The 23,692-nt window shown below is 60.7% G+C and carries 25 protein-coding genes and 5 pseudogenes; 20 read left to right on the plus strand and 10 right to left on the minus strand.

The features are described 5' to 3' along the window. The 3 genes from AB3X89_RS36180 to AB3X89_RS36190 form a co-directional block, all read left to right on the plus strand. Nucleotides 1-978 (plus strand): AMP-binding protein (locus tag AB3X89_RS36180; RefSeq protein ID WP_368587504.1); only part of this gene is annotated, 978 nt, incomplete at its 5' end. Between the two features lie 30 nt (nt 979-1,008). Next, entirely contained in the window at nt 1,009-1,620 is a 612-nt protein-coding gene (locus AB3X89_RS36185; RefSeq protein WP_368587505.1) for an acetate uptake transporter, read from the plus strand. Between the two features lie 247 nt (nt 1,621-1,867). Next, complete coding sequence (locus tag AB3X89_RS36190) at nt 1,868-2,203, plus strand: cytochrome C (RefSeq protein ID WP_368587506.1); 336 nt, start codon at nt 1,868-1,870, stop codon at nt 2,201-2,203. Between the two features lie 436 nt (nt 2,204-2,639). Here AB3X89_RS36190 and AB3X89_RS36195 read toward each other — a convergent pair whose 3' ends face one another. Beyond that, nucleotides 2,640-3,131, minus strand: a complete 492-nt coding sequence (locus tag AB3X89_RS36195) for a hypothetical protein (RefSeq protein WP_368587507.1) — start codon at nt 3,129-3,131, stop codon at nt 2,640-2,642. A 337-nt stretch (nt 3,132-3,468) separates the two neighbouring features. On the opposite strand from AB3X89_RS36195, the gene AB3X89_RS36200 reads away from it, so the two are divergent. Then, nucleotides 3,469-3,687, plus strand: coding sequence for a hypothetical protein (locus tag AB3X89_RS36200; protein WP_368587508.1), 219 nt, complete (start codon nt 3,469-3,471; stop codon nt 3,685-3,687). Nucleotides 3,688-3,695: 8 nt separating this feature from the next. Here AB3X89_RS36200 and AB3X89_RS36205 read toward each other — a convergent pair whose 3' ends face one another. Then, the gene (locus AB3X89_RS36205; RefSeq protein ID WP_368587509.1) at nt 3,696-4,223 is read right to left on the minus strand and encodes a flavodoxin family protein; all 528 of its coding nucleotides are present in this window, start codon (nt 4,221-4,223) and stop codon (nt 3,696-3,698) included. A 282-nt stretch (nt 4,224-4,505) separates the two neighbouring features. Between AB3X89_RS36205 and AB3X89_RS36210 the strand changes: the two genes are divergently transcribed. From AB3X89_RS36210 to AB3X89_RS36235, 6 genes are all read left to right on the plus strand, one after another. After that, the gene (locus tag AB3X89_RS36210) at nt 4,506-5,345 is read left to right on the plus strand and encodes a universal stress protein (RefSeq protein WP_368587510.1); all 840 of its coding nucleotides are present in this window, start codon (nt 4,506-4,508) and stop codon (nt 5,343-5,345) included. A 23-nt stretch (nt 5,346-5,368) separates the two neighbouring features. Next, nucleotides 5,369-5,872: a universal stress protein gene (locus AB3X89_RS36215; RefSeq protein ID WP_368587511.1), complete on the plus strand. Its 504-nt coding sequence runs from the start codon at nt 5,369-5,371 to the stop codon at nt 5,870-5,872. Then, nucleotides 5,869-6,696: a universal stress protein gene (locus tag AB3X89_RS36220; protein WP_368587512.1), complete on the plus strand. Its 828-nt coding sequence runs from the start codon at nt 5,869-5,871 to the stop codon at nt 6,694-6,696. Before AB3X89_RS36215 ends, AB3X89_RS36220 begins: the two co-directional genes overlap by 4 nt. 326 nt (nt 6,697-7,022) lie before the next feature. Further along, nucleotides 7,023-7,670 carry a response regulator gene (locus AB3X89_RS36225; RefSeq protein ID WP_368587513.1) on the plus strand — a complete coding sequence of 216 codons (648 nt, stop codon included), beginning with the start codon at nt 7,023-7,025 and terminating at the stop codon, nt 7,668-7,670. A gap of 219 nt (nt 7,671-7,889) precedes the next feature. Continuing rightward, nucleotides 7,890-9,104 carry an HAD-IC family P-type ATPase gene (locus AB3X89_RS36230; RefSeq protein ID WP_368587514.1) on the plus strand — a complete coding sequence of 405 codons (1,215 nt, stop codon included), beginning with the start codon at nt 7,890-7,892 and terminating at the stop codon, nt 9,102-9,104. Nucleotides 9,105-9,108: 4 nt separating this feature from the next. Continuing rightward, complete coding sequence (locus AB3X89_RS36235) at nt 9,109-9,483, plus strand: phosphatase PAP2 family protein (protein WP_368587515.1); 375 nt, start codon at nt 9,109-9,111, stop codon at nt 9,481-9,483. A 154-nt stretch (nt 9,484-9,637) separates the two neighbouring features. On the opposite strand, the gene AB3X89_RS36240 is transcribed toward AB3X89_RS36235, so the two are convergent. The 3 genes and pseudogenes from AB3X89_RS36240 to AB3X89_RS36250 form a co-directional block, all read right to left on the minus strand. Next, nucleotides 9,638-10,870 (minus strand): permease, encoded by a 1,233-nt coding sequence (locus AB3X89_RS36240; RefSeq protein WP_368587516.1) that lies wholly within the window; start codon nt 10,868-10,870, stop codon nt 9,638-9,640. Nucleotides 10,871-10,881: 11 nt separating this feature from the next. After that, a pseudogene (locus tag AB3X89_RS36245) lies at nt 10,882-11,483 on the minus strand (YncE family protein). 30 nt (nt 11,484-11,513) lie between these two features. Continuing rightward, complete coding sequence (locus AB3X89_RS36250; RefSeq protein WP_368587517.1) at nt 11,514-11,714, minus strand: heavy-metal-associated domain-containing protein; 201 nt, start codon at nt 11,712-11,714, stop codon at nt 11,514-11,516. Between the two features lie 674 nt (nt 11,715-12,388). On the opposite strand from AB3X89_RS36250, the gene AB3X89_RS36255 reads away from it, so the two are divergent. The 6 genes from AB3X89_RS36255 to AB3X89_RS36280 all read left to right on the plus strand — a co-directional run bounded on the left by AB3X89_RS36255 (nt 12,389) and on the right by AB3X89_RS36280 (nt 17,273). Next, nucleotides 12,389-12,676, plus strand: a complete 288-nt coding sequence (locus tag AB3X89_RS36255) for a hypothetical protein (protein ID WP_368587518.1) — start codon at nt 12,389-12,391, stop codon at nt 12,674-12,676. Continuing rightward, nucleotides 12,673-14,175, plus strand: coding sequence for a TolC family protein (locus tag AB3X89_RS36260; RefSeq protein ID WP_368587519.1), 1,503 nt, complete (start codon nt 12,673-12,675; stop codon nt 14,173-14,175). The genes AB3X89_RS36255 and AB3X89_RS36260 overlap by 4 nt, the downstream gene beginning before the upstream one ends. Before the next feature lie 6 nt (nt 14,176-14,181). Further along, nucleotides 14,182-15,477, plus strand: a complete 1,296-nt coding sequence (locus tag AB3X89_RS36265) for a multicopper oxidase domain-containing protein (RefSeq protein WP_368587526.1) — start codon at nt 14,182-14,184, stop codon at nt 15,475-15,477. 64 nt (nt 15,478-15,541) lie between these two features. Beyond that, a complete protein-coding gene (locus AB3X89_RS36270; RefSeq protein ID WP_368587520.1) occupies nt 15,542-15,889 on the plus strand; it encodes a copper-binding protein in 348 nt (115 codons plus the stop codon). Between the two features lie 89 nt (nt 15,890-15,978). After that, nucleotides 15,979-16,332, plus strand: a complete 354-nt coding sequence (gene copC, locus AB3X89_RS36275) for a copper homeostasis periplasmic binding protein CopC (protein ID WP_368587527.1) — start codon at nt 15,979-15,981, stop codon at nt 16,330-16,332. After that, nucleotides 16,332-17,273 carry a copper resistance D family protein gene (locus tag AB3X89_RS36280; protein WP_368587521.1) on the plus strand — a complete coding sequence of 314 codons (942 nt, stop codon included), beginning with the start codon at nt 16,332-16,334 and terminating at the stop codon, nt 17,271-17,273. Before copC ends, AB3X89_RS36280 begins: the two co-directional genes overlap by 1 nt. Before the next feature lie 20 nt (nt 17,274-17,293). Here the strand turns inward: AB3X89_RS36280 and AB3X89_RS36285 are convergent. The 4 genes and pseudogenes from AB3X89_RS36285 to AB3X89_RS36300 form a co-directional block, all read right to left on the minus strand. Continuing rightward, a pseudogene (locus tag AB3X89_RS36285) lies at nt 17,294-17,479 on the minus strand (DUF6691 family protein); the annotation flags it as partial. Next, on the minus strand, nt 17,479-17,895 hold the full coding sequence (locus tag AB3X89_RS36290; RefSeq protein ID WP_368587522.1) for a protein-disulfide reductase DsbD domain-containing protein: 417 nt from the start codon (nt 17,893-17,895) through the stop codon (nt 17,479-17,481). The pseudogene AB3X89_RS36285 and the gene AB3X89_RS36290, both read right to left, overlap by 1 nt. 83 nt (nt 17,896-17,978) lie before the next feature. After that, a pseudogene (locus AB3X89_RS36295) lies at nt 17,979-18,182 on the minus strand (copper-binding protein); the annotation flags it as partial. 139 nt (nt 18,183-18,321) lie between these two features. Beyond that, nucleotides 18,322-18,614, minus strand: a pseudogene (locus AB3X89_RS36300) (LemA family protein); the annotation flags it as partial. 343 nt (nt 18,615-18,957) lie between these two features. Here AB3X89_RS36300 and AB3X89_RS36305 point away from each other — a divergent pair. From AB3X89_RS36305 to AB3X89_RS36320, 4 genes are read left to right on the plus strand one after another with little or no spacing between them, the layout of a single operon-like run. After that, nucleotides 18,958-19,392, plus strand: coding sequence for a hypothetical protein (locus AB3X89_RS36305; RefSeq protein ID WP_368587523.1), 435 nt, complete (start codon nt 18,958-18,960; stop codon nt 19,390-19,392). 19 nt (nt 19,393-19,411) lie between these two features. Beyond that, nucleotides 19,412-19,678: a DUF2933 domain-containing protein gene (locus AB3X89_RS36310; protein ID WP_368587528.1), complete on the plus strand. Its 267-nt coding sequence runs from the start codon at nt 19,412-19,414 to the stop codon at nt 19,676-19,678. Continuing rightward, nucleotides 19,662-20,318 carry an isoprenylcysteine carboxylmethyltransferase family protein gene (locus AB3X89_RS36315; protein ID WP_368587524.1) on the plus strand — a complete coding sequence of 219 codons (657 nt, stop codon included), beginning with the start codon at nt 19,662-19,664 and terminating at the stop codon, nt 20,316-20,318. The genes AB3X89_RS36310 and AB3X89_RS36315 overlap by 17 nt, the downstream gene beginning before the upstream one ends. 21 nt (nt 20,319-20,339) lie before the next feature. Then, nucleotides 20,340-22,760, plus strand: a complete 2,421-nt coding sequence (locus tag AB3X89_RS36320; protein WP_368587525.1) for a heavy metal translocating P-type ATPase — start codon at nt 20,340-20,342, stop codon at nt 22,758-22,760. A 332-nt stretch (nt 22,761-23,092) separates the two neighbouring features. Here AB3X89_RS36320 and AB3X89_RS36325 read toward each other — a convergent pair. Beyond that, nucleotides 23,093-23,692 (minus strand): annotated as a pseudogene (locus tag AB3X89_RS36325) (hypothetical protein); the annotation flags it as partial.

A 23,692-nucleotide genomic window follows, 5' to 3' on the forward strand; every position in this document is an offset into this window, starting at 1 on the left:
TTCGAGGGCGTGCCGACGTGGCCCGACGCGGGACGGTTCTGGGAGATGATCGCGCGGCACAAGGTCAGCATCTTCTATACGGCGCCCACCGCGATCCGCTCGCTGATCAAGGCCGCCGAGACGAACAGCAGCGTGCATCCGCGTCGCTTCGACCTCGGCTCGTTACGTTTGCTCGGCACCGTCGGCGAGCCGATCAATCCGAGCGCGTGGGAGTGGTTTGCGCGCGAAGTCGGCGGCGGACGCTGTCCGGTGCTCGACACCTTCTGGCAAACCGAAACGGGCGGTCACATGATCACGCCGCTGCCGGGCGCGACACCGCTCGTCGCCGGATCGTGCACGTTGCCGCTGCCCGGCATCGAGGCCGCGATCGTCGACGAAACCGGCTGCGACCTGCCGAACGGTCAGGGCGGCCTGCTGGTCATCAAGGAGCCATGGCCGTCGATGCTGCGCACCATCTGGGGCAATCCGCAGCGCTTCCGCAGTGGCTACTACCCCGCGGACCTGGGCGGCAAACTTTATCTGGCGGGCGACGGGGCGATTCGCGATCCGCAGACCGGCTATTTCACGATCACCGGCCGCATCGACGATGTGCTGAACGTTTCGGGCCACCGCATGGGCACGATGGAAATCGAATCGGCGCTCGCCGCGCATTCGCTGGTGGCGGAGGCCGCGGTCGTCGGCCGGCCCGACGAGACGATCGGCGAAGCGATCGTCGCATTCGTCGTGCTCAAGGGGCCGCGCCCGGAAGGCGCCGAAGCGAAAAAGGTCGCGGAGCAGTTGCGTGCGTGGGTGGGCAAGGAAATCGGGCCGATCGCCAAGCCGAAGGAAATCCGCTTCGGCGACAGCATGCCGAAGACGCGCTCCGGCAAGGTCGTGCGGCGTCTGCTGCGCTCGGTCGCGAAGGGAGAAACGGTCGAGCAGGACATGTCCACCGTGGAAAACCCCGCCGTGCTGCTTCAGTTCGGACATAACGAGTAAGCCCCCCAGTTCCATTCAGGAGACTTCACCATGAAACCCACCGCTCCCAACCCCGCATCGCTCGGCCTTGCCGCCTTCGCGCTGACCACGTGGCTCCTGAGCATGATCAACGCCGGCTGGTTCAGCGGCGGCTCGCTCGGTCTCGTGCTCGCCGTTGCGTTTGCGTTCGGCGGCAGCATGCAGATCGTCGCCGGACTCATGGAGATTCCGCGCGGCAACACATTTGGCGCCACCGCGTTCCTGAGCTATGGCGCGTTCTGGTGGTCGTTCGCGCTGTTTGCGCTGTTCCTGCACGAACAGGTGCCGGCCGCGTTCGTCGGCTGGTATTTGCTGTTGTGGGGCGTCTTCACGTTCTACATGTGGATCGCGACGTTCCGCTCGTCGCGCGCGCTGCAGTGCGTGTTCGTCGCGCTGTGGGCGACCTTCTTTCTGCTTGCGGCCGGCGAATGGCTCGGCTCGGCGGCACTTCGGCACGCGGGTGGCTATGGCGGCCTGCTGACGGCGCTGCTCGCGTTCTATCTGTCCGCGGCGGAGATCATCAACGAGTCGCTGGGGCGCACGGTCCTGCCGATCGGCGCGAAACCCCCGGTCGTCGAAATGGAATCGCTCAGCGCCGCGGTGGTGACGCGTTTTGCGGATTGATTACGCTCATCCGCCGCTGCACTCGGGCCGCCGCGCATATCAGATGCGCGGCGGCCCTCGTCATCTGGATACGCTCCCGCACGCGCGAAACTTGCGGCTGACTGGCGGGCGAAAGCTTTACCCAATGCCACGGCGCACGGGCGAACCGGGAACCCGCCGGCTTGCACCGCAGATCATTTGACCGAGGTCAATAAGGGCAGTTTCGCCGCCCATACACTGGTCTTATTCCTTATGCGGGAGCACTGCCGTGATTGCGCGAATTCGAAACTGTCTGCTGGTGTGCGCGGCGTCCGCGCTGACGGCCGGCACCGCCTACGGCGAATCCGAGCCGACCGCGCTCGTCGATCAGCAGCACTGCATGTTCTGCCACACGCGCGATGCGCCATTTCTCGCGCCGTCGTTCCAGCAGATCGCCGACCACTATCGCAACATGCCCGATGCGCAGCCGATGCTTGAGCACAAGCTGCGGCTCGGCGGCAAGGCACACTGGGGCGATACGCCGATGCCGCCCGCGGCCGAACGCGGTGGCCCGCTGTCGGCACAGGACGCGCACACCTTAGTGCAGTGGGTGCTTAGCCAATAAGGACTCGTCGAGCCGGCCAGCGACATACGATCGCGGCGATCACCCCGTCAGTCGCTCACGTTGCGCGGCGCGTTCGCTCTGTGGCTCGACAAAGACACATGGCAAGGCCCGCATAAAGGTTCTTTCGATCCCGAGGTTCGATCGATATCAGACCAGCCGGGGATCCGCGCTGTTTATTCCTGTGCCGACATTCGGATCGGTCATGTAATCGATTATTCCGCGCATTTGCTGCGCCCCGTCGCTCTTGTCGGGCGCATCGCGGAACATGGTTTTGCCGTCCTGGAGAGCATTTACCCGCTGCGACCTCAAGCTCAAGATACGCATACGACCGGCCACCTATTTGATGCAGGTCAACGTAGTGTGGTCATGCGCTTTGCGGACTGATTCGGCGGAGTGATCCCGTGCACTGATACGCATTCGAGCTCGCTGAAGCTCGTCATTTCGCTTCGCTCATAAACGCGCGAAACTCGTCCTCGACCGCGACGATCGCATTCGCACAGGTCCAATACATCACGCTCGCGTTACCGTCGGTGCGGTACATGCCGCGGCACATCGCTTTCAGCTGAATTAGCGCGTGATCTTCGTCGAGCCGTCCCTTCTGCGCCGCGAGATACACGAAGCCGAACGAATGCGGCAACGCGGTTTCGATCAGCGTATCGTCAGCGCGGACGATGCGGCTCGCCGAATGCGTCGCGACGAACGCGCGCGTGCGTACCCATGCCGACTCGCAATCGACCGTCGGTTCGCAACGCACAGACGCTTGTTGACGCGCCTCGAACAGCGCGACTTCCTCGCGGCGGAAGGCCGCCTCGCGCGCGGTGCTCGCGCATCCGGCAACGAGCACCACAGATAGGATCGACACCCAGATCCGATACGCGGCGCGCTTCATGACCGCGCCGGTGTCGGTGTGGCCGCCGAACCAATGCATTTATGGATCTCGCTGAGTTTGCTGTTCATCGGGTTTCCAGTCTTTGTCGCGTCTGAACCCGGCCAACCGCAGCTCGTATGCAGCGAACTCGACATCGACGATCGCGTCGCGTCCCGTGACGATCGCTTCCCGGGTGTCTCCAAACATAGCGGCTCGTCGCGTATGAAGACTGATCCTGATCAAACATCCCATTGACGGCGATCAAGCGGTGCCACTGCCACGCGTCTACGCTTGCGATGAATACCGCCCCGGCCACATCCACACTACCCGGCGAGGACGACTGAGACCCGTTTCGTTTCTGTTCACGCTGCTCTGCATGTCAGGATGCGGGGGCGACATGGTGCCGGTTGCCGATCGCGAAGTCGCTGTGGCCTTTGCCGACGTGCTGGATCTCTACAACGAACGACTCGAACTGACGGAGGGTCTTGCTCGCGCGCAAGCACCCGCTCTCACGGCTCCGGACGGAACGCCTGTGCATCGTCATCCGCGCACCGACTTCGACGCGTTGCGCGGCTCGCTGCGCGTCGAGTCGCAGCGTTTTCGACCGCGAGCCTGAACACCCCGCTACACCAGCCACTCCATCTCGCGGCGTGCCGCCATTCTCGACCTGATCTTCTGCGCGAACGTGTCGCGCTTGACGCCGTCTTTGCGTCGATACAGGTCACTGCCGGTAAACACGCAGGTCGCAAGCGGCACCTTGCCCGCCGCCTCAGACATCTGCTTCAGCGCCTCTTTGCCGCCGAACGCGCCCTCGCAGCAAAACAGCGCGAGCCGGCGAACCTGCGGGCCCTGCAATTCCAACCACGCCCGAGCTGGCGCGCATGCGCCGCGTGCCCAGACGGGCGCGCCAACGACGACGAGGTCATACGCTGCGACGTCGAGCAACGCCGGCATGACCTCGGCGTGTCGATGACACAGCGCATCCATCAACGATCTGACGAAACCGCGTGCACCGTTACGCGGCTCGGGACCGCCGGGTTCGCGGATCGGTTCGATGTCGGCGTCCAGCCCGGACGCGAGCAGCTCGGCATCACGCCGCGTTGTGCCGGTTCGCGAGTAATAGACGATGAGAATCCTGCAACGCTCGGACATATGCTTTCTCCGACAGCGGACATTGGGCACCTCATCCGCCAATTGAGCGTCATGCGCTGCGAACGTGCCGGCTCGCGATGCGATGCCGCTTCGATCAAGATTCGACTCGCGGGCGGTGGTGTCAGAGTAATTGAGCTCGGCCGGCAGCGATTGACCCACGTCAACTGGCGTGCGGCATCCGCGTGCTTGATCTGCGTCAACAGTCGCGCCGGGCTGGACCATAGACTAAATGTCACCACGGGTTGCGCCCGTTTCCACGCGGTCTGTCAGGGAGCCTTGACGATGAGCTACAAAAGCATTCTCGTTCACCTCGATACGAGCGTTCGCGCGCATCCGCGTCTCGAGATCGCATTGCAGCTTGCACACCGGTTTCACGCGGGGCTGACCGGTCTGTTTTCGACCTATGTGCCACCGCGCCACGCGTTCTTCGTCATGGCTGGCACTGCCGAGTACTACGCGGAGCACGAGCGCCAGCGCCACGAAAGGGCTGGCTCGCTCGAGCGGCTCTTTCATGCCGAACTCGCGCGTGCAAAGGTCGAAGGTCAGTGGATCACCGCAGACGGCTATGCGAACGACGTTGTGCCGCCGTACGCCCGTCTCGCCGATCTGATCGTGCTCGGACAGACTGATCCGGTCGACCCCGAGGCGTTCGTCGCCGAACAGTTCGTCGAGCACGTCGTGCTGTCGACGGGACGGCCGGTATTGCTGGTGCCGTCGAGCGGGCGCGTCACGCCGCCGGGCCGGCACGTGCTGATCGCGTGGGACGGCAGCCGTGAAGCCACCCGCGCGATCCACGACGCGCTGCCGTTCCTCGCGCATGCCGCGAAGGTGTCGCTGCTGACGGTCCATTCGCCCAGCGATCAACCGCCGCGCGATAGGATTCCCGGCGCGGACATCGCGCTGACCATCGCGCGTCACGGCGTGAAGATCGACGTGCGAGAGCTGACCATCGAAAACGACACGCCGGTCGGCGATGCTTTGCTGTCGCAAGCGTCGGAGCTCGGCTGCGACCTGATCGTGATGGGCGCGTACGCACACTCCCGGCTGCATGAAGTCGTACTGGGAGGCGCAACGCGCACGATGCTCGAGTCGATGACCGTGCCAGTGCTGTTGTCGCACTGAAGATCGCGCTTAAGGAGACCATTATGTTTCACCGCCTACTGGTCGCGCTCGACGGCAGCGATACCGTCTCTCGAGCCTTCGATGCCGCATTGACCCTCGCCGCCGAGTCCGGTGCCGAATTGATGCCGCTGTATGTGATCGATATGCCCATCATGGCGTACGACACGCCGGGTTTCGATCCGTCCGTGATCGAGGACGCCTTCATCGAAGAAGGCCAGCGGATCGCGACCGACGCGAAGAGCCGGCTGGCAGCGCACGGCGTCAAGGGCACGCCACGCACCGTGGAAGCCTCGATCCCCGGCGAAGACGTCGCGAAGCGCATCATCGCCTCGGCGCTCGAATGGAACGCCGATGCCATCGTGATGGGTACGCACGGCCGCCGCGGCTTTCGGCGCGTCATGCTCGGCAGCGTCGCCGAGCGCGTGCTGCGCAGCGCCCGCTGCCCGGTCCTGTTGATTCCGGCCCGTGCGGTCGTTGAACCCGACGATCAGTCCGTCACCGCGTCCGCCGAAAAGGAGCTGACATGAGCTACAAGACCCTGCTCGTTCATATCGACGACAGCCGTCGCTGCGACGCGCGCGTCGCGCTCGCGCTCGATCTTGCGCAGCGTTGGGACGCACACCTGATCGGTTTGTATGTCGTGTGCGAGGACTTCGCGAAACCGCTGTTCGGCACCGACGACGGTTTCGTCGCCCAGCTCGCCGCACTGTCGGCCGATCGCCGTGAGACGGCTCAGCAGGCATTTCTAGCCGCGGGCGAGCGCGCCGGCCGCACAGCGGAATGGCGCACGCCGGAGGGCTCGCCGGTCGATGTGACCACACTTCATGCGCGCCACGCCGACCTGCTGGTGCTCGGCCAACCCGACCCGCACGATCCCGCGACTTACGTCGATCGGCATTTCGTCGGCGAGGTCGTGCTGGGCGCGGGGCGACCCGCGCTCGTGATCCCGCACGCGGGTGCGGTGCCGACGCTTGGCGAGAACGTGTTGATCGCGTGGGACGGCAGCCGCGAAGCCTCACGAGCGATCGCCGACGCGATGCCGCTGCTTCAACGCGCGCGCTTTGTCAGCGTCGACGTCGTCGGGCCCACGCATGACCGTGAAACGGGACCCAGCGCGATCGACGTCGCAGCATGGCTCGAGGCGCACGGCGTGCGCGCGTCGTTCTCGACGACGCCGCGCCTTCGCGTCGCGGGCACGGGCGCGACGCTGCTCAACCGGGTCTCGGACCTGCACGCCGATCTGCTGGTGATGGGTGCGTATGGCCATTCGCGTGCGCGTGAACGGGTGTGGGGCGGCGTCACGCGGACGATGCTCGAATCGATGACGGTGCCGGTGTTGATGGCGCATTGAGCGGCGCCCGAGCTAAATGAGCGCTGCGGGACGGCGCAGGTGTGGATAAAGGGCCACCGGGCCAATGCGCGCGCCGTCCCCGCGAACCGCTTACTACGGATTATTCACGGCATGGGGCGGTGGCGCGAGGCCACGTCCTTCAGGAGACGCTGAATAACACTGCCCACCCTGCGATGGGAGCACGCTTGGACCGACGCCGTGCACAAATGGCGCGTACTGCTTGCTGTGGGAGGCGGATAATAGTCGTGTCCTCCAATCGGTAGACAGTCGAAGGCAACGGTGGATATGTTTCCCTTGCAATCGATGCAACAGATAGAGATCGCCTCATGATCAAAGTGTTGCTAGCCGACGACCACACGCTCGTGCGCGAGGGGCTGCGCCATATCCTCCAGCAGGCAAACGGCTTTGAAGTAGCCGGTGAAGCGTGTGACAGCGCCACGACGATCGCGCTGATCCGCACGACGCATGCGCACGTGCTCGTGCTCGATCTGTCGATGCCCGGGCGCAATGGCATCGAACTGATCAAGCAGATCAAGGAGGAAAAACCCGATCTGCGGATTCTGGTACTGACGATGCACGCTGAGCAGCAATACGCGGTGCGCGCGTTCAAGGCGGGTGCGTCGGGCTATCTGACCAAGGAAAGCGCGAGCGCGGAACTGGTCGGCGCGGTGACGAAAGCTGCGTCAGGGGGCGTGTATGTGAGTCTCGCGATGGCCGAACGCTTCGCGCAGAATCTGAACGAGCCTGTCGACACGCTGCCGCACCAGCGGTTGTCCGATCGCGAATTTGACGTGTTCCGGCGCCTCGTCGAAGGCCAGAGCATCAGCGAGATCGCCAACGAACTTTGCGTCAGCGTCAAGACGATCAGCACACACAAGACGCGCATCCTCGAAAAAATGCAGATGCCGAACGAGAACGGGCTGGTTCGCTATGCGATCCGTCACAAGCTGTTCGACGACGAAACCGACCTGTAGCACCCTTCCACCTCCGTGCTCAGAGAGCGACCTCCTGTCGTCAGGAATATTCCAACGCCGGCTACCTCGATTCCTGGTCTCGGTTAAAGCGCCGCTGATGCATATTTGCGATGACCTCGCCAATCAAGGTTTCGGCGCGATCGCCTCGTGCGGGCGAAAGGCAAAACGATCCATATCGAAGTCGCGGAAGGACTCACCCGAGTCTGAGCGCCGGCCCCGATGCCTCAACACAAGAAAGCAATGGTCGCCGCGTTGCAGGCAAACGGTCATACCGTCGCCATGATAGGTGACGGAGTCAACGATGTGCTTGCGCTGAAACAGGCAGACATTGGTATCGCGATGGGGAGTAGTTCAGGGGCCGCCCGCACGGTCGCGCAACTTGTACTGGTCGATGACCGTCTTGCGTCGCTACCGGCTATTGTCGGCGAGGGGCGGCGAATCATCGTCAACGTTGAGCGTCTGGCAAACCTCTTCGTGACCAAAACGGTCTATGCGATGCTGCTCGCAATTGCAGTGGGTATTGCCGACCTGCCGTTCCCTTTCCTTCCGCGCCACCTCACTCTTGTAGGCACATTGAGTATCGGGATACCTGCCTTCCTGCTATCCATGGAGGCCGGTGGCGACCGCGTCAAGCCCGGCTTCATTGGGCGAGTGATGCGATTCGCCATTCCGGCAGGTCTTGTGGCCGCCATCGGCACATTCGCAGCCTATTTCACCGTGTTTCAATATGAAAATGGAGGCCTCGAAAGCGCGCGGACAATGGTCGCCATCGCATTGTTCTGCGTCGCATTGTGGACTCTATACCTGTTGTCCAGGCCGGTGAATCTTTTTCGCGCGTTATCGATTGGCGCAATGACTGCATGCTTCGTCCTGGTCGTCGCATTGCGGCCGCTCCGAACGTTCTTCAACCTCTCGCTGCCGTCACCGATGATGCCGCTCACATCGGCTATCGTGGTGCTGGTAGCCAGCTTTGCACTCACGCGGGTCGTCTATAAACTTTCGGCCGCGACATTTGCGCCCGGAAGCGAGTTTGGTATGTCCGGCGGACAGAGGATTACCTGGCATCTGATTTACCAGCGCATCGGCGTCCGCAACCTGCTTGTTGCAACGGTACTGGTGATTGGTGGCGTGTGGCTCTTCTTTGGCGTGCTCGAGGATGTCGTCAGTCATGACCCGCTGGTAGACGTGGACGTTGCTATTCACGTCGCCATGCTGCCCCTTCGCTTTCCCGCCCTCGATTCGGTGATGGTCGCTGCGTCGGAACTCGGCGATGCGGCGGTCACCGTCCCTGTGATGTTCGTCGTGCTTGGCTGGTTCGTCTGGCAGCGCGAATTGCGAAGTGGCCTTTACTGGGTAGCAGCAATCGGGTTGGCTGAAGTCTTCGTCGAGACGGTGAAGTTCGTTATTCAGCGGCCGAGGCCGACGTTGATATGAGAGTGTGCACAGTTTCTCGTTCCCTAGTAACCACGCGACACTGAGCGTCGTCACCTACGGTCTTCTTGCTTACTTCGTCGCACGTACCTATCGCGGCGTATGGCGCCAGCGTATTGCCATAGCAGCGGGCCTTCTCATTGCGCTCATCTCATTTTCGCGCCTCTACCTCGGAGCCCACTGGTTCTCGGACGTCCTCGCTGGCATCAGTTTTGGTATCGCGTGTATCGCCTCGGTGGCCTTACTTCACCATATTGGCGACGGCGGCAGAAGCAAGACGCTCGCCTTGGGTGTGTCGGCAATGGTCGCCCTCTTGCTCACCGCGGGCACATACGTCTTCATGCAACACAGCGCCGACCTAATTCGGTATGCACCGAGGTAGCTCGGCTGCGACCGCTATCCGATTTCGGTTCATATCCTCTCCATTTGGATGCAGCTTCTGCGAAAATTGCCCGCGTTCGTGGTAAGCATCCCGCGACGCATCCTTAAAGTGTGAAAGGTTCTGGAGTACTTGGGTATGCAACCTCGTTTGCAATTCAATGTTGCTGGTGAGTGCCGTGGCCATGCCCAGGCGGATGATGTTCGTGGGAACCTGCTCGATGTCCGGCCCCGTGATGGTCATGTTCGCCGCGCTCCATCATCCGCATCATTTCGGGACCACCTGTCCTGAAGAACACAAACGTCAATACCATGAACACGACACCGAAACCGATGTTGAGTATCGTGGTGTAGTTGAAGGAAATAGTCGCATCGACCATCGCTGTCCGGTGTTCGCGCGGAATCAAGCCAGCCAACTGGAACACCGCCTCCACGATAAGCGCTGCCACGACCATGGCGATATAAAAGGTGACCGCCATGAACACGGTCATTTTGCCGCCGTAGTACTTCCGGTAGATGTTCAGGATGGGAAGGATGATGAGGTCACCGAATATGAACGAGGCGACGCCACCAAAGCTGATGCCCCCTTTCCATAGAACCGCTGCCAACGGTACGTTTCCGACGGAACAGGTGAACGAGGCAACTGCGATGAGCGGGCCGATGAAAGCGCCCCAAATCATTGCGACTGCCGGATGACTTACCAGAAAAGACTTCTGCCAGAAACTGTCCGGCACCCAGGCGGCTATGGCACCGGCAACAAGTAGCCCGATGCCAATGTCACGCCATAGCATGGTCCAGTTCATCACATAGCTATGACTGATTGCCCTCCAGCCATCCTTCGATGAGAGCCGCTCTTTCCAGGTCCCCTTCTGTTCACCCATCGACATGGCAGCATGCCCTTCCATGCTGCCGGCGACACCTTTGTTCGCCTGGTCGATAGCCTGCTTTCGCAGGGAATCGCGCAGGAAGAATCGAAACAGCAGGACGAGCACACCAATCATGACGGTGCCACCGACGAACTCGGCGGCGGCGAACTGCCAGGCAATCAGTACCCACATCAGCACGCCCAGCTCAAGCACTAAATTGGTCGCAGCGAACTGGAATGCCATGGCAGCGGTAAAGTCGGCTCCTTTACGCACCATGGAGCGCGCCATGGCGACGGCCGCATAAGAGCACGATGACGACGCTGCACCGAACAGGCTCGCACGCGTGAGCGAACGCAAGGAGGCGTCCGGAAGCAGCTTCGACATCTCGGACTTCGAGACCGTCACCTCAATCACGGCGGAAAACAGGAAGCCGAGGCTGAGCCCCCAGAAAATCTGCCGTAACATGGTGAAGGACATCCACAGGGCATGACCCAGTGCGCTGAGAATGTGCATCACGAACTCCATGAATTGCGCTCCTATGACAATGGTGCGCGATTTTGAAAATAGGTGCGGTGAGGTGACATGCCGACCTTGATGGTGCTCATGAACTTCAGCGTCTTCATGTCAACGACACCGACGTAGCGGCTAAAGCGGAACGTAACCCACAGGTATCGCCGGTCAGGTGTCAGTTCCATATCGTCCGGCGCAGGCAGCAAGCCCTTGATGGTGCCGACGTTTGTGAGCGAGTTCTCGTCGAGGATGCTAATGGTACTGCCGACGCGATTCGTGACGAGCACGTGCTGTGGATGGTCTTCACAATTTACCGGGCGCGCCGGTCGATAACAGCGACGTAGTCAGCACCCGTCATGCCTGCTAGAAGAAATTTGTCGCTGGGAATCAGCCACAGGCCCGCAGGGGCCTAGACGAGCCTAATCCCGACCGCGTTCGCCACTATCAACGATTGGTTGTCGGGCGTCGCCGTCAAATGGTGCGGCTCGTTTCCGACGGCCACGGTATCGACAACCTTTAGAATGGCCTCGTCTATCAAGCTGACATTCGCGTCCGCCGAATCGAGAACGATGACGTTTTCAGCCGCGGCGGCCGACGGAACGGACGCAACCAGACCCAGCGCTAACAGAAGGGGCGCATCCGAGACTCTCACTGGTCTTTACGGCGCTATGACCACTGGATGGAAGTTAGCCTGCTCGATTGCGTGGAAAATCTGGCCCTGATTCAACGCAGATTCCACTTTCACTGTCTTGGCTGCGACGTCAATCTGAACCTTTGCCGCCGGGTCCAGCCGTGCAATTGCCTTGCTGATTGCGCTTGCACATCCACCGCACGACATGTCCGAAACCTTGAATTCCATTTTCATCCCCACGTAATAAGTTACCTTTACAGCATGAACATTCCCACGATGGGAATGTCAAGTAGAGTCGCAACGGCCACACCGGAAATGTCCCTAGCCGAGAGCGTTGAGTCCGCCCAAGGCCAGCCTTCAGTTAGGAAATGACGCCTTCGCACGCTTAACCAGGTCGTAAGCCCGTGCTAAACTTCGCGGCTATGTCCTACTGGCGCAAAATTGTTCTCGTCGTGCTGTTGGCACTGAGCCTTCCGGTTCAGTCGTTTGCGGCCGTCTCGATGATTTGTGCTGCTTCTGAAGCGGTCGGCGATGACACGACCGCCCACCATGTCCATCGAGGCGACTCAGTCGACGGACATGCGCTGGTATCCGACGCTGATGGCCATCATGGTCACGACCACAGCGGCGTACATCATCCTCACGGATGTTTGACCTGCGCCTCCTGCTGTGTCGGGGCAGCAATACCGGTCGTGCCTGCGGTTTCCGCTTCGGCTGACCTGTCTAATTTTCCCATCCCCCTGCCTCCGCCTGCGCGTGTCGCGTCGTTCCTGACCGGCGGCATTGAACGCCCTCCCCGCCTGATTCTCGTCTAATCCTCGCACTCGCGGCGATTCGCTGCGACCAGCAAGCTCTTCTGGCGTCTTTCACGGACGCCGGATGATTTACGACGAGAGCAATTCATGCGAACAATTTCTGCGGCGCTATTCGGCGCAAGCGCAGTACTGCCGTTGCTCGCGCACGCGACGGCTCTTTCCGACCCGACTGATGCGGCGGTATCGGTGCCGGCCGTCACCGTGCACTCCGCCTTTGACGGCTACCGGTCGTACCGGGACGGCGAAGCACCGAGCTGGCAGTCATTAAACCGCGCAGTTACACCCGGTCACCGCACGGCTGGAATGAAACAAGGTCAGCAATCAGGTGATGCTTCCGCCGCGAAGAAACACGAACATGGGGGCGAGTCGGAATGATGCGACTACTCGCGCACCGCCGCGCGACCTCTATCGCCCTCGCGACGCTGTTCATGGCCGGCTGCACGACCTTCTCGAAGGACGGTGGCTTTAACACCGTATCGTCGACAGCGTCGGAGCGCCTTGGCAAAGAGGTCGTCTACGTGAAAACCGACGAAGACCGTGAGGCGGTCTTCAGGCGGACACAGGAACTGCTGTCGAAGCCGCTCGGGATGGATGATGCCGTCCAGGTCGCGTTGCTGAACAACCGGGGACTTCAGGCATCGTACGGCGAGCTCGGCATTTCCGAGGCCGACCTTGTTCAGGCGGGCCGCCTGCCCAACCCGGGCTTTACGTTCAGCCGGACACACTGGAGCGATGGCTTCGGCATCAGCCGGACCTTTTCCATGGGCGTCCTGGGGATACTCGCGCTGCCGGTAGCGACACACATCGAGAGCCAACGGTTTGAAGAGACCAGGCTCGAAACTGCCAACGCGATGCTCGCCGTCGCCGCCGACACCCGAAAGGCCTACGTGAGTGCTGTGGCTGCGGAGCAGGCAGCCCTCTACTCCGCTCAGGTCAAGGACTCCGCCGAAGCTGGGGCAGAACTCGCCTTACGGATGCGCCAGGCAGGCAACTTCAGCAAGCTCGACTATGCGCGCGAGCAGGCCTTCTACGCGGAGTCGGTCGCGGAGGTGGCAAAGGCGAAGCAGCAATCAGTCGTCGCTCGCGAGAAGCTGACCCGCATGATGGGCCTTTGGGGTTCAGGAACCCAGTTCAGGTTGCCGGAGCGCCTGCCCGACCTGCCAGACGACAGGCCGCAACTCAACGACCTCGAGAGCTTTGCGATGCAGAACCGCCTGGACATTCAGGCGGCGAAGCAGCGCACGCAAAGCGTCGCCAGCTCGCTGGGGCTTAGCAAGGCAACCCGGTTTATCAATGCGCTCGACGTCGGCTATCTCAACAATTTCGAGACCGACAAGGGACATGAGCGCGGCTACGAAATCAGCGTTGAGATTCCAATCTTCGATTGGGGCAGCGCAAAGGTCGCGCGTGCAGAAGCCATCTATATGCAGTCCGCAAACCGCCTCGCCCAGACGGCGATCGATGCGCGCTCCGAAGTACGCGAGTCGTACTCCGCCTACGTGACGAGCTATGACGTCGCGAAGCACTACCGCGACGAGGTGGTGCCCGTGCGCAAAACCATCTCGGACGAAATGCTGCTGCGTTACAACGGCATGCTCGCCAGCGTGTTCGAGCTGCTTGCCGACTCACGCGAACAGGTCGCCGCCGTCAACGGGTACATCGACGCGCTGAAAGACTTCTGGCTCGCGGAAACGGACCTGCAGCAGTCGCTTGGGGGCCGTCTTCCGCCGCTCGCCATGACGCGGGCACCGGACGCCCCGCATAGCGACGCAACAGATGCCCCTGCCGCACAAACGCCATCGGCCCCGGCGCAGGAGTCGCCATTGTTGGCCCCCAACAAGCAACCAGCGTCGCCGACGAATTCAAAAAGGTGAATGAAGATGGTTTCACGTCGAAGTTTTCTCGGCGGTTCGGGCGCAGCGCTGCTCGGCGCAGCGTTGGTCAGCAAGGCTGGCGCAGCGTCACTTCCAGAAGCACCCACGATGGAAAAGACCGCAACACAGCCACCGCTGGTTCCGTCCAATGGCCGCCCCTATACACCCGTGGCGACACTGAACGGCTGGACGCTGCCGTGGCGCATGAAGAACGGCTGGAAGGAATTCCACCTCATTGCCGAACCAGTGGTCCGTGAAATGGCACCCGGCATGAAGGCGAATCTGTGGGGATACAACGGCCAGGCACCAGGCCCGACCATCGAAGCGGTTGAAGGCGACAAGGTCCGCATCTTCGTAACCAACAAACTGCCCGAACACACCACGGTTCACTGGCACGGGATGCTGGTGCCATCAGGGATGGATGGCGTTGGCGGGCTGACGCAGCCCCACATTCCGCCGGGCAAGACGTTCGTCTATGAGTTCCAGCTTGAGAAGCACGGTACGTTCATGTATCACCCGCACGCGGATGAGATGGTGCAGATGGCGATGGGGATGATGGGCACGTTCATCGTGCACCCGAAGGACCGAAGTGTCATGCCGGTAGACCGCGACTTCGTGTTCCTGATGTCCGCCTACGACATCGACCCGGGCAGCTTCACGCCACGTGTCAACGAAATGACCGACTTCAATATGTGGACGTGGAACGCACGGGTCTTTCCCGGCATCGACCCGCTGCCGGTACGAGCAGGAGACCGCGTACGCATCCGCTTCGGCAACCTGACGATGACCAATCACCCCATCCATCTTCATGGGTATAGCTTCGAGGTCGCAGGAACCGATGGTGGATGGATTCCGCCTTCCGCACGCTGGCCGGAAGTCACCGCCGATGTTGCAGTCGGTCAGATGCGCGCCATCGAGTTCACCGCGAACCGCCCCGGCGACTGGGCGTTTCACTGCCACAAGTCGCATCACACGATGAATGCGATGGGCCACCAGGTACCGAATCTCATTGGCGTACCGCAGAAAGACCTCGCGACGCGCATCAACAAGCTCGTACCGGACTACATGGCGATGGGCAGCGCAGGCGGCTCGATGGGGGACATGGAAATGCCGCTACCCGACAACACGTTGCCAATGATGACGGGAACAGGACCGTTCGGCGCGCTGGAAATGGGCGGCATGTTCAGCGTCGTCAAGGTGCGCGAGGGCCTCGGCCGGAACGACTATCGCGACCCGGGCTGGTTTAAGCACCCGAAGGGAACCGTGGCGTACGAGTACACGGGCGAACTGCCGGATAGCTGATTTCGTGGCGAGCCGGACGTGGGTCCGGCCGATATTTGTTAATCCAACTGTGGGAGAGAATTTGATGAAGAAGGCAATTGCTTCGATTTTTTTGGGCTGCGCCGTCGCCGTCTCGGCGATCGCGTTTGCCGCAGGTGACGCCGGCAACATGAACATGGCAAGCGGCGCTCAACAGGTCGCGGAAGCGACGAACGCCATGTCGCATGGCGAGGTGAAGAAGGTGGATACCTCCGCCGGAAAACTGACCATCAAACACGGACCGCTGAAAAACCTGGATATGGAAGCCATGACCATGGTGTTCAAGGTCAAAGACCCAGCCATGCTTTCACAGGTGAAAGTGGGCGACAAGATTGACTTCGTGGCCGAAGAAATCGACGGCGCGCTCACCGTGACGAAGCTGCAGAAGCAGTGAGCAATTCAATGGGGCGTCAGCGGCGCGGCACAGGCTACGCCCCGATTTGATTTTCGGAGGAAACAATCGTGAATTCCAATCTGCGCAAACTGCTGCTCAGTGCAGCAGCGACCACCGCCGTCGTGCTCACACCCACTCTCACGTTTGCCCACGGCAAGCTGGAGAGTGCCATGCCAGCAGCCGGCAGCGCGGTCGATACGTCGCCTGAACTGCTGCGTCTGACTTTCAATGAAGACCTCGAGTCGTCGTTCAGCACAATCAAGGTGGTCGATGCATCGGGGGCGTCTGCGACAAAGGACAAGGCCAAGGTCGATTCTTCGAACCCACGCGTGCTCATCGTTGCGGTCCCGAAGCTGGCTTCCGGCTCGTACACGGTCCAATGGGCGGTCATGACGCACGATGCCCACAAGACCAAAGGCACCTACACATTTGCGGTGAAGTGATGAACGACGGTTTCCTCGGCATTTCGCGGCTCGCGTTCGTAGCGTTGCAGAACATCGGCTTAGCTGTTCTTGTCGGTGCCCTGCTGAGTGACAGCTGGCTGTCCCGTAGCACTTCGCGATGGCAGAGCAGCGTCAGCGGACGCCTGCTTGTCACCGTGCGCATCACTTCCTTTGCCACGCTGATGTCCAGTGCGTTCGCATTCTGGATTCATTGCGCGTTGATGAGCGAATCGACGCTCGGCGAGGCAGGTCCCGCTATCCGTTCAATGCTGGTGGAAACCGACTTTGGCCATGCCTGGCTGGCAGGCGCAGGGTTGATGCTCGTGGTGGTGATTCTGTCGTTCGCACAACGTCGACGCCCGATTCATTTCAAGCCCGCTATCTGGCTGGCCATCGCCGGCGTTGCACTGGCGCGCAGTCACGGCGGACACCCTGTGGATGCTGGCGTTTTCAGTTTGCCGGTGTGGGTGGACTGGGTGCATCTGCTTGCCATCAGCGTGTGGGTGGGCCTCGTTCTTGTTACAACGTACATCGTGGTGCCCCGCATACTTATCGCGCCCACCGCCGAGCGTGCGAAAGCGGCGATATTCGTTCAGTCGCTTTCTGACGCCGCGACGTTCGCGCTGGGCATCCTGATTATCACTGGTGCGTACAGCGGCTGGCGCGGAGTCAATGCACTTGAGCACCTGTGGGCGTCCACATACGGACAAGTCCTGCTGGTTAAGCTTGCTCTCGTAGTCACTGCCGCCGCGCTTGGGGGGCACAACCGGTTCTTCGAAATGCCCGGGCTACTCTCATCTCTGAAGGACACGCGAACCGAATTCACACCAAAGCCGTTGAAGCGGTTCGCCGTTGTCCTGCATGTCGAGTCGGTTGTCCTGGCAGGCGCGCTGGTAGCCGCTGCGGTCCTTGTTTCCAGTCCACTTCCCGGGACAACGTAAGCTCGCACGGTCGCACTTCTTTACGCTTGCTGCATGGTCGACTTCGCGCGCTCGAAGAGTTCGTAGACGACCATGCCCGCAACCATGGCAGCTACAAAACCGACGGCCTTTGGATAGCCCGCGCCCAAGGCCACCAGCACAGGTCCCGGGCAAAGACCGGCCAGACCCCAGCCGATACCGAAAGCGGCGCTCCCCAGGACCAGCCTCAGCGGGAAGTGACGGATAGAACCACGTTCGTCGAGACTGGACGAGGCAACGCAAGCTGGATTTGCACCGGCCGGCGGTAGACCGTAACCATGCCGAACATCGGGTCGTTTTTAACTTCCACTGGCGGCATCTGGTCCGGCTTTATCGACGCGCCGTCCACCGCGAAGTCGAATCGGTCCCGATAAAGGTAGTAGCCAGCGTGCGTGCTGAAATCGAGGGTGACCTGCTGGGGCGCACTGAGCTTGACCGCCAGCGGAAATGCCTGGTCCGGTGGCAGCAGGTCGGTTTCGCTTACCGCCTCTGCAGCCAGAGACGTCAGCGCAACGAACAGGACAATTGCGGCGTACAACAACCGCCTGAGCGCGTCGTTCGCACGGCAACCCCATTGCCCAACGTTGATTGATACGTCCCGCATCTCTCGCTCCCTCCATGCGATCCGGCCCGCAGGCCAACCGTTAACGGCCAGCCTGCGGCTACCCTGTCGCCGTCGCATCAAGGCTATTTTTCCATTTTCACGATAGTCAGCGTGCCGTTGATGTTCTCAACTCGCACCTTGACCTTGCCGCCTTCGTGAACCTGTTTGACCATAGCCGCATCCTTTGCCTTGAACGCCATGGTCATCGGCGGCATGCCAACGTTTTCAAGCGCGCCGTGTTTCAAGGTGACCATACCCGTGGCGGCATTGACCTTCCTCACCTCGGCAGTTGAACGTCGACAGGCGCTTGGAATGTGACGCAGGCTTTTCGACAGCAATCGGAAGAGGTGATGTTCCGGCTCGACCCAAGGCTGATATCCGTTGCCGTAGTCGATGGCACTGCTCTGCGGCGAAACTCTAGCGGTCGCTTAGCCGCCCCTGGGCCGCCTTGAACCTGGAAGGCTTGGGGTCAGAAGTCTCAAGGTCGCCTGAATCGAACCCACCCGCGCGCGACTTCGGTCACACGCGTGAGCACCTCTTTTCCTGGTTCGCGTACCCCTTAACTGTATTGACGAGGTTCGGCACGAGGTCGGCACGGTGTTGATACTGATTCAGTACTTTGGACCAACCTTGACCTCCTCGTCCTGGGTCTGGATGGCGTTGTACCCGCACCCGGCCAGCAGCAGCGCCATCACAACAAGGATGACATTTCCAAGCATTGTCACCGGCCCCCCGTGCCCCGACGGCGGGTATCAGTACTTAGCGCATGCGGAATCATCTCGCCCTTGTATGTGCTCGTCGGCGTTCGGCGATGCCGGACGACACAAGTCACCTATTCCAGCCTACAGAGCGCCATAGCTAGTCGATCGACGCAGGTCAAGCGAGTCAGCCCGGAATGCCAAAAGGGTGAACGCTGCGGCGAGCGAAACTCTGCGCCAATTGAAAAGCAATGGTCCCTTCAATCGCACGGTTGAGCTATGTCAAAGAAGGCTTCATTGCAAGAGGTACAGTTAAGTGAGACTGTGGAACAGACCCTGCCAAATCGCGCTTACGGAGACCAACATGCGTTTCTTTAAAAGACTGGCCCTTCTCACCGCGATTGCTGTCGCCTGCGGTGTGAGCAACGCCGTCGCTGCAGAAAGCAATGCGAGCGACGTGGAACACCAGGCCCACCACCCAGCGGCCACGAAGCCCGTCTCTAAGTCCAGCAGGAAGCTTCATGATATAGACCAACAGATGAAGCAGATGCAGGCGATGCACGAAAAGATGATGGAAGCGAAGACGTCAGAGCAACGCACAGCACTGATGGACGAACAGATGAAGTCCATGCAAAGCGGCATGCAGATGATGGACATGATGAAAGAGGATTCGGAAGACATGCCGATGATGTCCGGCAAAACTCACGAGATGATGATGAAGCGAATGGACATGATGCAGATGATGATGCAGGCCATGATGGACCGTCAGTCTGCACCAGGCCAAGCGCCGGCCAAGTGACGTCCGCCTCTTCATGGAGATGACGATGAATGACGCCCCACGTACTTCGCGCCCCTTCCTGAAGTCGCGCTCTGCCATTGCGTTGTTGGTGTTCGCGGCTATCTCCCTGTTCCTGCTGCTCTCTGAACATCGGGCGCATTTCCTCGGCGTGCTACCGTACCTCTTACTTCTTGCCTGTCCGCTGATGCATCTGTTCATGCATCACGGTCACGGACACAGGCACGCCGGTTCGACTAGAACCGAAGAAACGTCTGCGTCAGGAGGCAACCATGAGCAGCATGGATAACGGCTATGGTCTTTGGGGCCTTGTGCTCATCAACTCGCTCGTCTTTATCATTTTCGCCTTCAGCTTTTTCAAGCCTGCAACGAAACGGGACTGGCGCACGTTCGGGGGTTTCTCGGCTTTTATCATCGCGCTCTTCGCGGAAATGTATGGCTTTCCGCTCACCATTTACCTGTTCTCCGGGTGGTTCCAATCCCGGTTTCCGCAAATCGACCTGTTCGCGCACGATTCGGGGCACCTCTGGTGGATGATGACGGGCCGGCACGGCAATCCGCATTTCGGCCTTCCGCATCTGCTAAGCCTTGTCGTCGTCTTCGGCGGCTTTTATCTGTTGGCGAAGGCCTGGCACGTCCTATACGAGGCGCAACGCTCCGGGAAACTTGCGACTACCGGACCATACGCCAAGATTCGACATCCGCAGTACTTCGCCTTTATCGTCATCATGTTTGGGTTTCTCCTGCAGTGGCCGACGCTGGTGACGCTCGTGATGTTCCCGGTACTGGTATTCATGTATGTGAAGCTCGCGATGCAGGAGGAGCACGAAGCCGAAGAGCAGTTCGGCCAGGTGTGGAGAGACTATGCCGCGCGTACGCCGCGCTTCATTCCCAAACTAACGGGAAATGATGCTGTGCAGGTGCATTGAAGATTTCCGGGAGCGTTCACGATGTCTGGCTCGCATACCCACGTCCACGATGCTGTTGAACCCGTCGATGGACACGATGAACTTGCTGTCGGCAAGGAACGCACAATCGAAGCAATTGACCCGGTATGCGGGATGAAGGTCACGACGGATTCGGTAAATCACCTCACCCACCGCGACCAGACATATTATTTCTGCAGCATCAAGTGCCAGGAGGCATTTCAGGCGGAACCGGATAGTTACCTCCATCCGACGGAGAAGAAGAACAGTCCCGTCCCCAAGCCGGCTTCCGGTGTCATCTACACATGCCCAATGCATCCGCAAATTCGTGCCTCGGCCCCGGGGACATGTCCCATCTGCGGCATGGCCCTGGAGCCGGTCACCCCTGCGGCGGCGGAAGAACGAAACGTCGAACTGGAATCGATGACGCGACGATTCTGGGTCAGTCTCGTGCTGTCGATTCCGTTGCTTCTCATGACGATGGGCAGAATGGCATTGCCCTTCGATATCGACGCAGGACTCGACCGCCTTTTCAGCGCGTGGCCGTTGCCGCACTGGATGCAGGCGTCATGGGCTCAGTGCGTCCAGGCGTTGCTTGCCACCCCCGTGTTGTTGTGGGGCGGTTGGCCATTTCTGCAACGCGGCTTGAAGTCGTTCACGACATGGCAGCTCAACATGTTCAGCCTCATCGGACTGGGCGTAGCTGCCGCCTATGCATTCAGCGTATTTGCACTGTTCTTCCCCGACGTGTTACCGCAGGCGTTCAGGCGAGGAAACGAACTGCCGCTGTATTTTGAAGCTGCCGCAGTAATCGTGACCCTTGTGCTGCTTGGGCAGGTACTTGAGCTTCGTGCTCGCTCGCGGACGTCGAGCGCCATCCGCGACCTGCTGCAGCTTGCGCCGCATACGGCCGTCCGCGTCCGGCCCGACGGCACGGAAGAGATTGTGCAGCTCGAAGAAGTCATCGTCGGCGACACCCTGCGTGTGAAGCCGGGTTCGAAGATACCGGTTGACGGGGTGGTCGTTGATGGGCGGTCAAGCGTCGATGAGTCAATGATTACTGGCGAACCGATTCCAGCCGAGAAGGTCAAGGGTAGCAAGGTGACCGGCGCAACCGTCAACCAGACGGGAACGTTCCTGATGCGCGCAGAGAAGGTTGGCTCCGACACGCTGCTCGCGCGAATCGTGCAGATGGTGGCGCAGGCTGGACGCTCGCGTGCACCTATCCAGAAGCTTGCTGACCAGGTCTCTGGCTGGTTCGTGCTCGCGGTCATTGGCCTCGCCGCAGTTTCCTTTGCTGCCTGGTCGTTGGTCGGTCCCGCGCCCGCGCTGGCAAACGCGCTGGTCGTCGCCATCAGTGTGCTTATCATCGCATGTCCGTGCGCGCTCGGCTTGGCCACCCCGGTTTCCATCATAGTTGGGGTTGGACGTGGCGCTCGCGAAGGCGTGCTCATCAAGGACGCTGAAGCCCTCGAGTTGATGGAGAAGGTTGACACCGTCGTAGTCGACAAGACCGGAACTCTCACGGAAGGCAAGCCGCGCGTACAGACGGTTGTTGCGCTGAATAGCCAGTCCGAATCCAAAGTGCTTGGTTACGCCGCAAGTCTCGAAGGTGCGAGCGAACACCCCCTCGCTCAGGCCATCATCATGCACGCGAAAGAAGCTGGAGCAGGGACGAATCGCGTAGAGGCTTTCGACTCGGTACCCGGCAAAGGCGTGACCGGAAAAATCGAAGGGCACACGGTATCGCTGGGCAATGCGCGCCTGATGGAAGCGATGAAAATCAGCTGCTCGTCGGTCGAAGAAGATACCGACAAGCTGCGCGAGGCCGGGCAAACGGTCATGTATGTCGCGATAGACGGCGAACTTGCCGGCTACATCGGGGTAGCAGACCCCGTGAAAGGCACGACACCGGACGCGGTGCGGCTGTTAAAAGCGTCCGGCGTGCGGATTGTCATGCTCACCGGCGACAATCCCGTCACCGCAAACGCCGTGGCAAGGGCGCTCGCGCTTGATGGCGTCAAGGCCGGCGTGCTGCCTGAAGACAAGTACAAGCATGTGCGGGAGCTTCAGGCCCAGGGGCACGTCGTCGCCATGGCCGGTGACGGCGTGAACGACGCGCCCGCGCTTGCTCAGGCGAATGTTGGAATCGCAATGGGAACCGGAACAGATGTCGCCATGAACAGCGCCCGGGTCGTTCTCGTCAAGGGAGACCTGCGTGGCATCGCGCGAGCGCGCGCATTGAGCGTCGCAACGATGAGGAACATTCGCCAGAACCTCTTCTTCGCGTTCGCGTACAACGCGGTGGGGATTCCAGTGGCAGCCGGTGTGCTTTATCCGTGGCTTGGTATTGTGCTCAGTCCAATTATCGCCAGTGCCGCGATGGCGTTGAGTTCGGTCTCTGTCATCGGTAACGCGCTGCGGTTACGGACCGCCCGGACGTAACGCGCGACCCTTGCGCCGCTCTGTTCGAACGTTTCCTGCTCCCAGGGTTACATACCGTGAACGCAAAGCGCCGGACATCGCATCGGGCTCTTTGCGCGTGGCTACTCGCGGCCGTCGGCGCTGCCACAATCACCATGGGCATCTATTTCATATTCGTACGGCCGCCCTTGCTACCGGAAGACCTTCAATACCTGGGGACGTCAAGTGAGCGTTTGCTGGCGACGGCGCACTCACCGTGACGAAGCTGCAGAAGCAGTGAGCGTTTCAGTGGGGGTGTCAGCGACGCGCGACTGGCCGCCGCCGATCCTACGGTGACCAGCCTCGCCCCGACTTCAGATATCGCCGATCGACAGTGGCAATTGCGGTTCGCTCACGCCCCCGGCATTGATCAACCTGACGTAGCTCACATATCTCGCCTCAGCGAGCGTCTGGGCAGCCACCAAGCCCCCGGGCAGCGGCGCCCTCAACTCGTTAGGCAAAATGTCCGTCAGCAGCAGTTGATAGAGCACTCGGGCCGCTGGAGCGCGGTAACGGTTATCGAGTTCCAGTTGTCCTGCCGTCGTCGCATAGTCGTAGTACTCGAGTTGGCTTCGGCCCGAGATGGTCGTCGACTCCGGTGCCCAGAACGAATAGGTGCCAAGCTTGTTCACCTGAGTGCGTACACCGATGATATGCGTAGGCGTACTCGACGCGTTTGGTATGTACGACTCAGGCAGTGTTTCGTCGGTCGTGAAGGTGACATAGGGCCGACCGGCTGCCGAATCGCTTTTCAGCATCGGAAGAAGATCATGCCTGCCGCCGTACAAGGGGTACGGCCAAGATTCGGTCGAATTGCTATCATAAGCCCTACGGTTATGAAGTCGATTCTCCTTATTCAATGGCAGCATAAGCCAATCAAGCCGTGAACGCCTCTCCGAACTGCCGTGCCCGCT

This window comes from Paraburkholderia sp. BR14320 (genome assembly GCF_040948665.1).
GTDB lineage: Bacteria > Pseudomonadota > Gammaproteobacteria > Burkholderiales > Burkholderiaceae > Paraburkholderia > Paraburkholderia youngii.

What these genes read in the sequence shown, in the direction of transcription:
- AB3X89_RS36230 (WP_368587514.1), top strand. Translation starts at nt 7,890, where the DNA reads ATGCCTCAACACAAGAAAGCAATGGTCGCCGCGTTGCAGGCAAACGGT.
- AB3X89_RS36305 (WP_368587523.1), top strand. Translation starts at nt 18,958, where the DNA reads ATGCGTTTCTTTAAAAGACTGGCCCTTCTCACCGCGATTGCTGTCGCC.
- AB3X89_RS36205 (WP_368587509.1), bottom strand. Translation starts at nt 4,223, where the DNA reads ATGTCCGAGCGTTGCAGGATTCTCATCGTCTATTACTCGCGAACCGGC.
- AB3X89_RS36250 (WP_368587517.1), bottom strand. Translation starts at nt 11,714, where the DNA reads ATGGAATTCAAGGTTTCGGACATGTCGTGCGGTGGATGTGCAAGCGCA.
- AB3X89_RS36320 (WP_368587525.1), top strand. Translation starts at nt 20,340, where the DNA reads ATGTCTGGCTCGCATACCCACGTCCACGATGCTGTTGAACCCGTCGAT.
- AB3X89_RS36215 (WP_368587511.1), top strand. Translation starts at nt 5,369, where the DNA reads ATGTTTCACCGCCTACTGGTCGCGCTCGACGGCAGCGATACCGTCTCT.
- AB3X89_RS36310 (WP_368587528.1), top strand. Translation starts at nt 19,412, where the DNA reads ATGACGATGAATGACGCCCCACGTACTTCGCGCCCCTTCCTGAAGTCG.
- AB3X89_RS36315 (WP_368587524.1), top strand. Translation starts at nt 19,662, where the DNA reads ATGAGCAGCATGGATAACGGCTATGGTCTTTGGGGCCTTGTGCTCATC.
- AB3X89_RS36280 (WP_368587521.1), top strand. Translation starts at nt 16,332, where the DNA reads ATGAACGACGGTTTCCTCGGCATTTCGCGGCTCGCGTTCGTAGCGTTG.
- AB3X89_RS36200 (WP_368587508.1), top strand. Translation starts at nt 3,469, where the DNA reads ATGGTGCCGGTTGCCGATCGCGAAGTCGCTGTGGCCTTTGCCGACGTG.
- AB3X89_RS36270 (WP_368587520.1), top strand. Translation starts at nt 15,542, where the DNA reads ATGAAGAAGGCAATTGCTTCGATTTTTTTGGGCTGCGCCGTCGCCGTC.
- AB3X89_RS36210 (WP_368587510.1), top strand. Translation starts at nt 4,506, where the DNA reads ATGAGCTACAAAAGCATTCTCGTTCACCTCGATACGAGCGTTCGCGCG.
- AB3X89_RS36220 (WP_368587512.1), top strand. Translation starts at nt 5,869, where the DNA reads ATGAGCTACAAGACCCTGCTCGTTCATATCGACGACAGCCGTCGCTGC.
- AB3X89_RS36290 (WP_368587522.1), bottom strand. Translation starts at nt 17,895, where the DNA reads ATGCGGGACGTATCAATCAACGTTGGGCAATGGGGTTGCCGTGCGAAC.
- AB3X89_RS36265 (WP_368587526.1), top strand. Translation starts at nt 14,182, where the DNA reads ATGGTTTCACGTCGAAGTTTTCTCGGCGGTTCGGGCGCAGCGCTGCTC.
- AB3X89_RS36225 (WP_368587513.1), top strand. Translation starts at nt 7,023, where the DNA reads ATGATCAAAGTGTTGCTAGCCGACGACCACACGCTCGTGCGCGAGGGG.
- AB3X89_RS36255 (WP_368587518.1), top strand. Translation starts at nt 12,389, where the DNA reads ATGCGAACAATTTCTGCGGCGCTATTCGGCGCAAGCGCAGTACTGCCG.
- AB3X89_RS36185 (WP_368587505.1), top strand. Translation starts at nt 1,009, where the DNA reads ATGAAACCCACCGCTCCCAACCCCGCATCGCTCGGCCTTGCCGCCTTC.
- AB3X89_RS36260 (WP_368587519.1), top strand. Translation starts at nt 12,673, where the DNA reads ATGATGCGACTACTCGCGCACCGCCGCGCGACCTCTATCGCCCTCGCG.
- AB3X89_RS36240 (WP_368587516.1), bottom strand. Translation starts at nt 10,870, where the DNA reads ATGGAGTTCGTGATGCACATTCTCAGCGCACTGGGTCATGCCCTGTGG.
- AB3X89_RS36195 (WP_368587507.1), bottom strand. Translation starts at nt 3,131, where the DNA reads ATGCATTGGTTCGGCGGCCACACCGACACCGGCGCGGTCATGAAGCGC.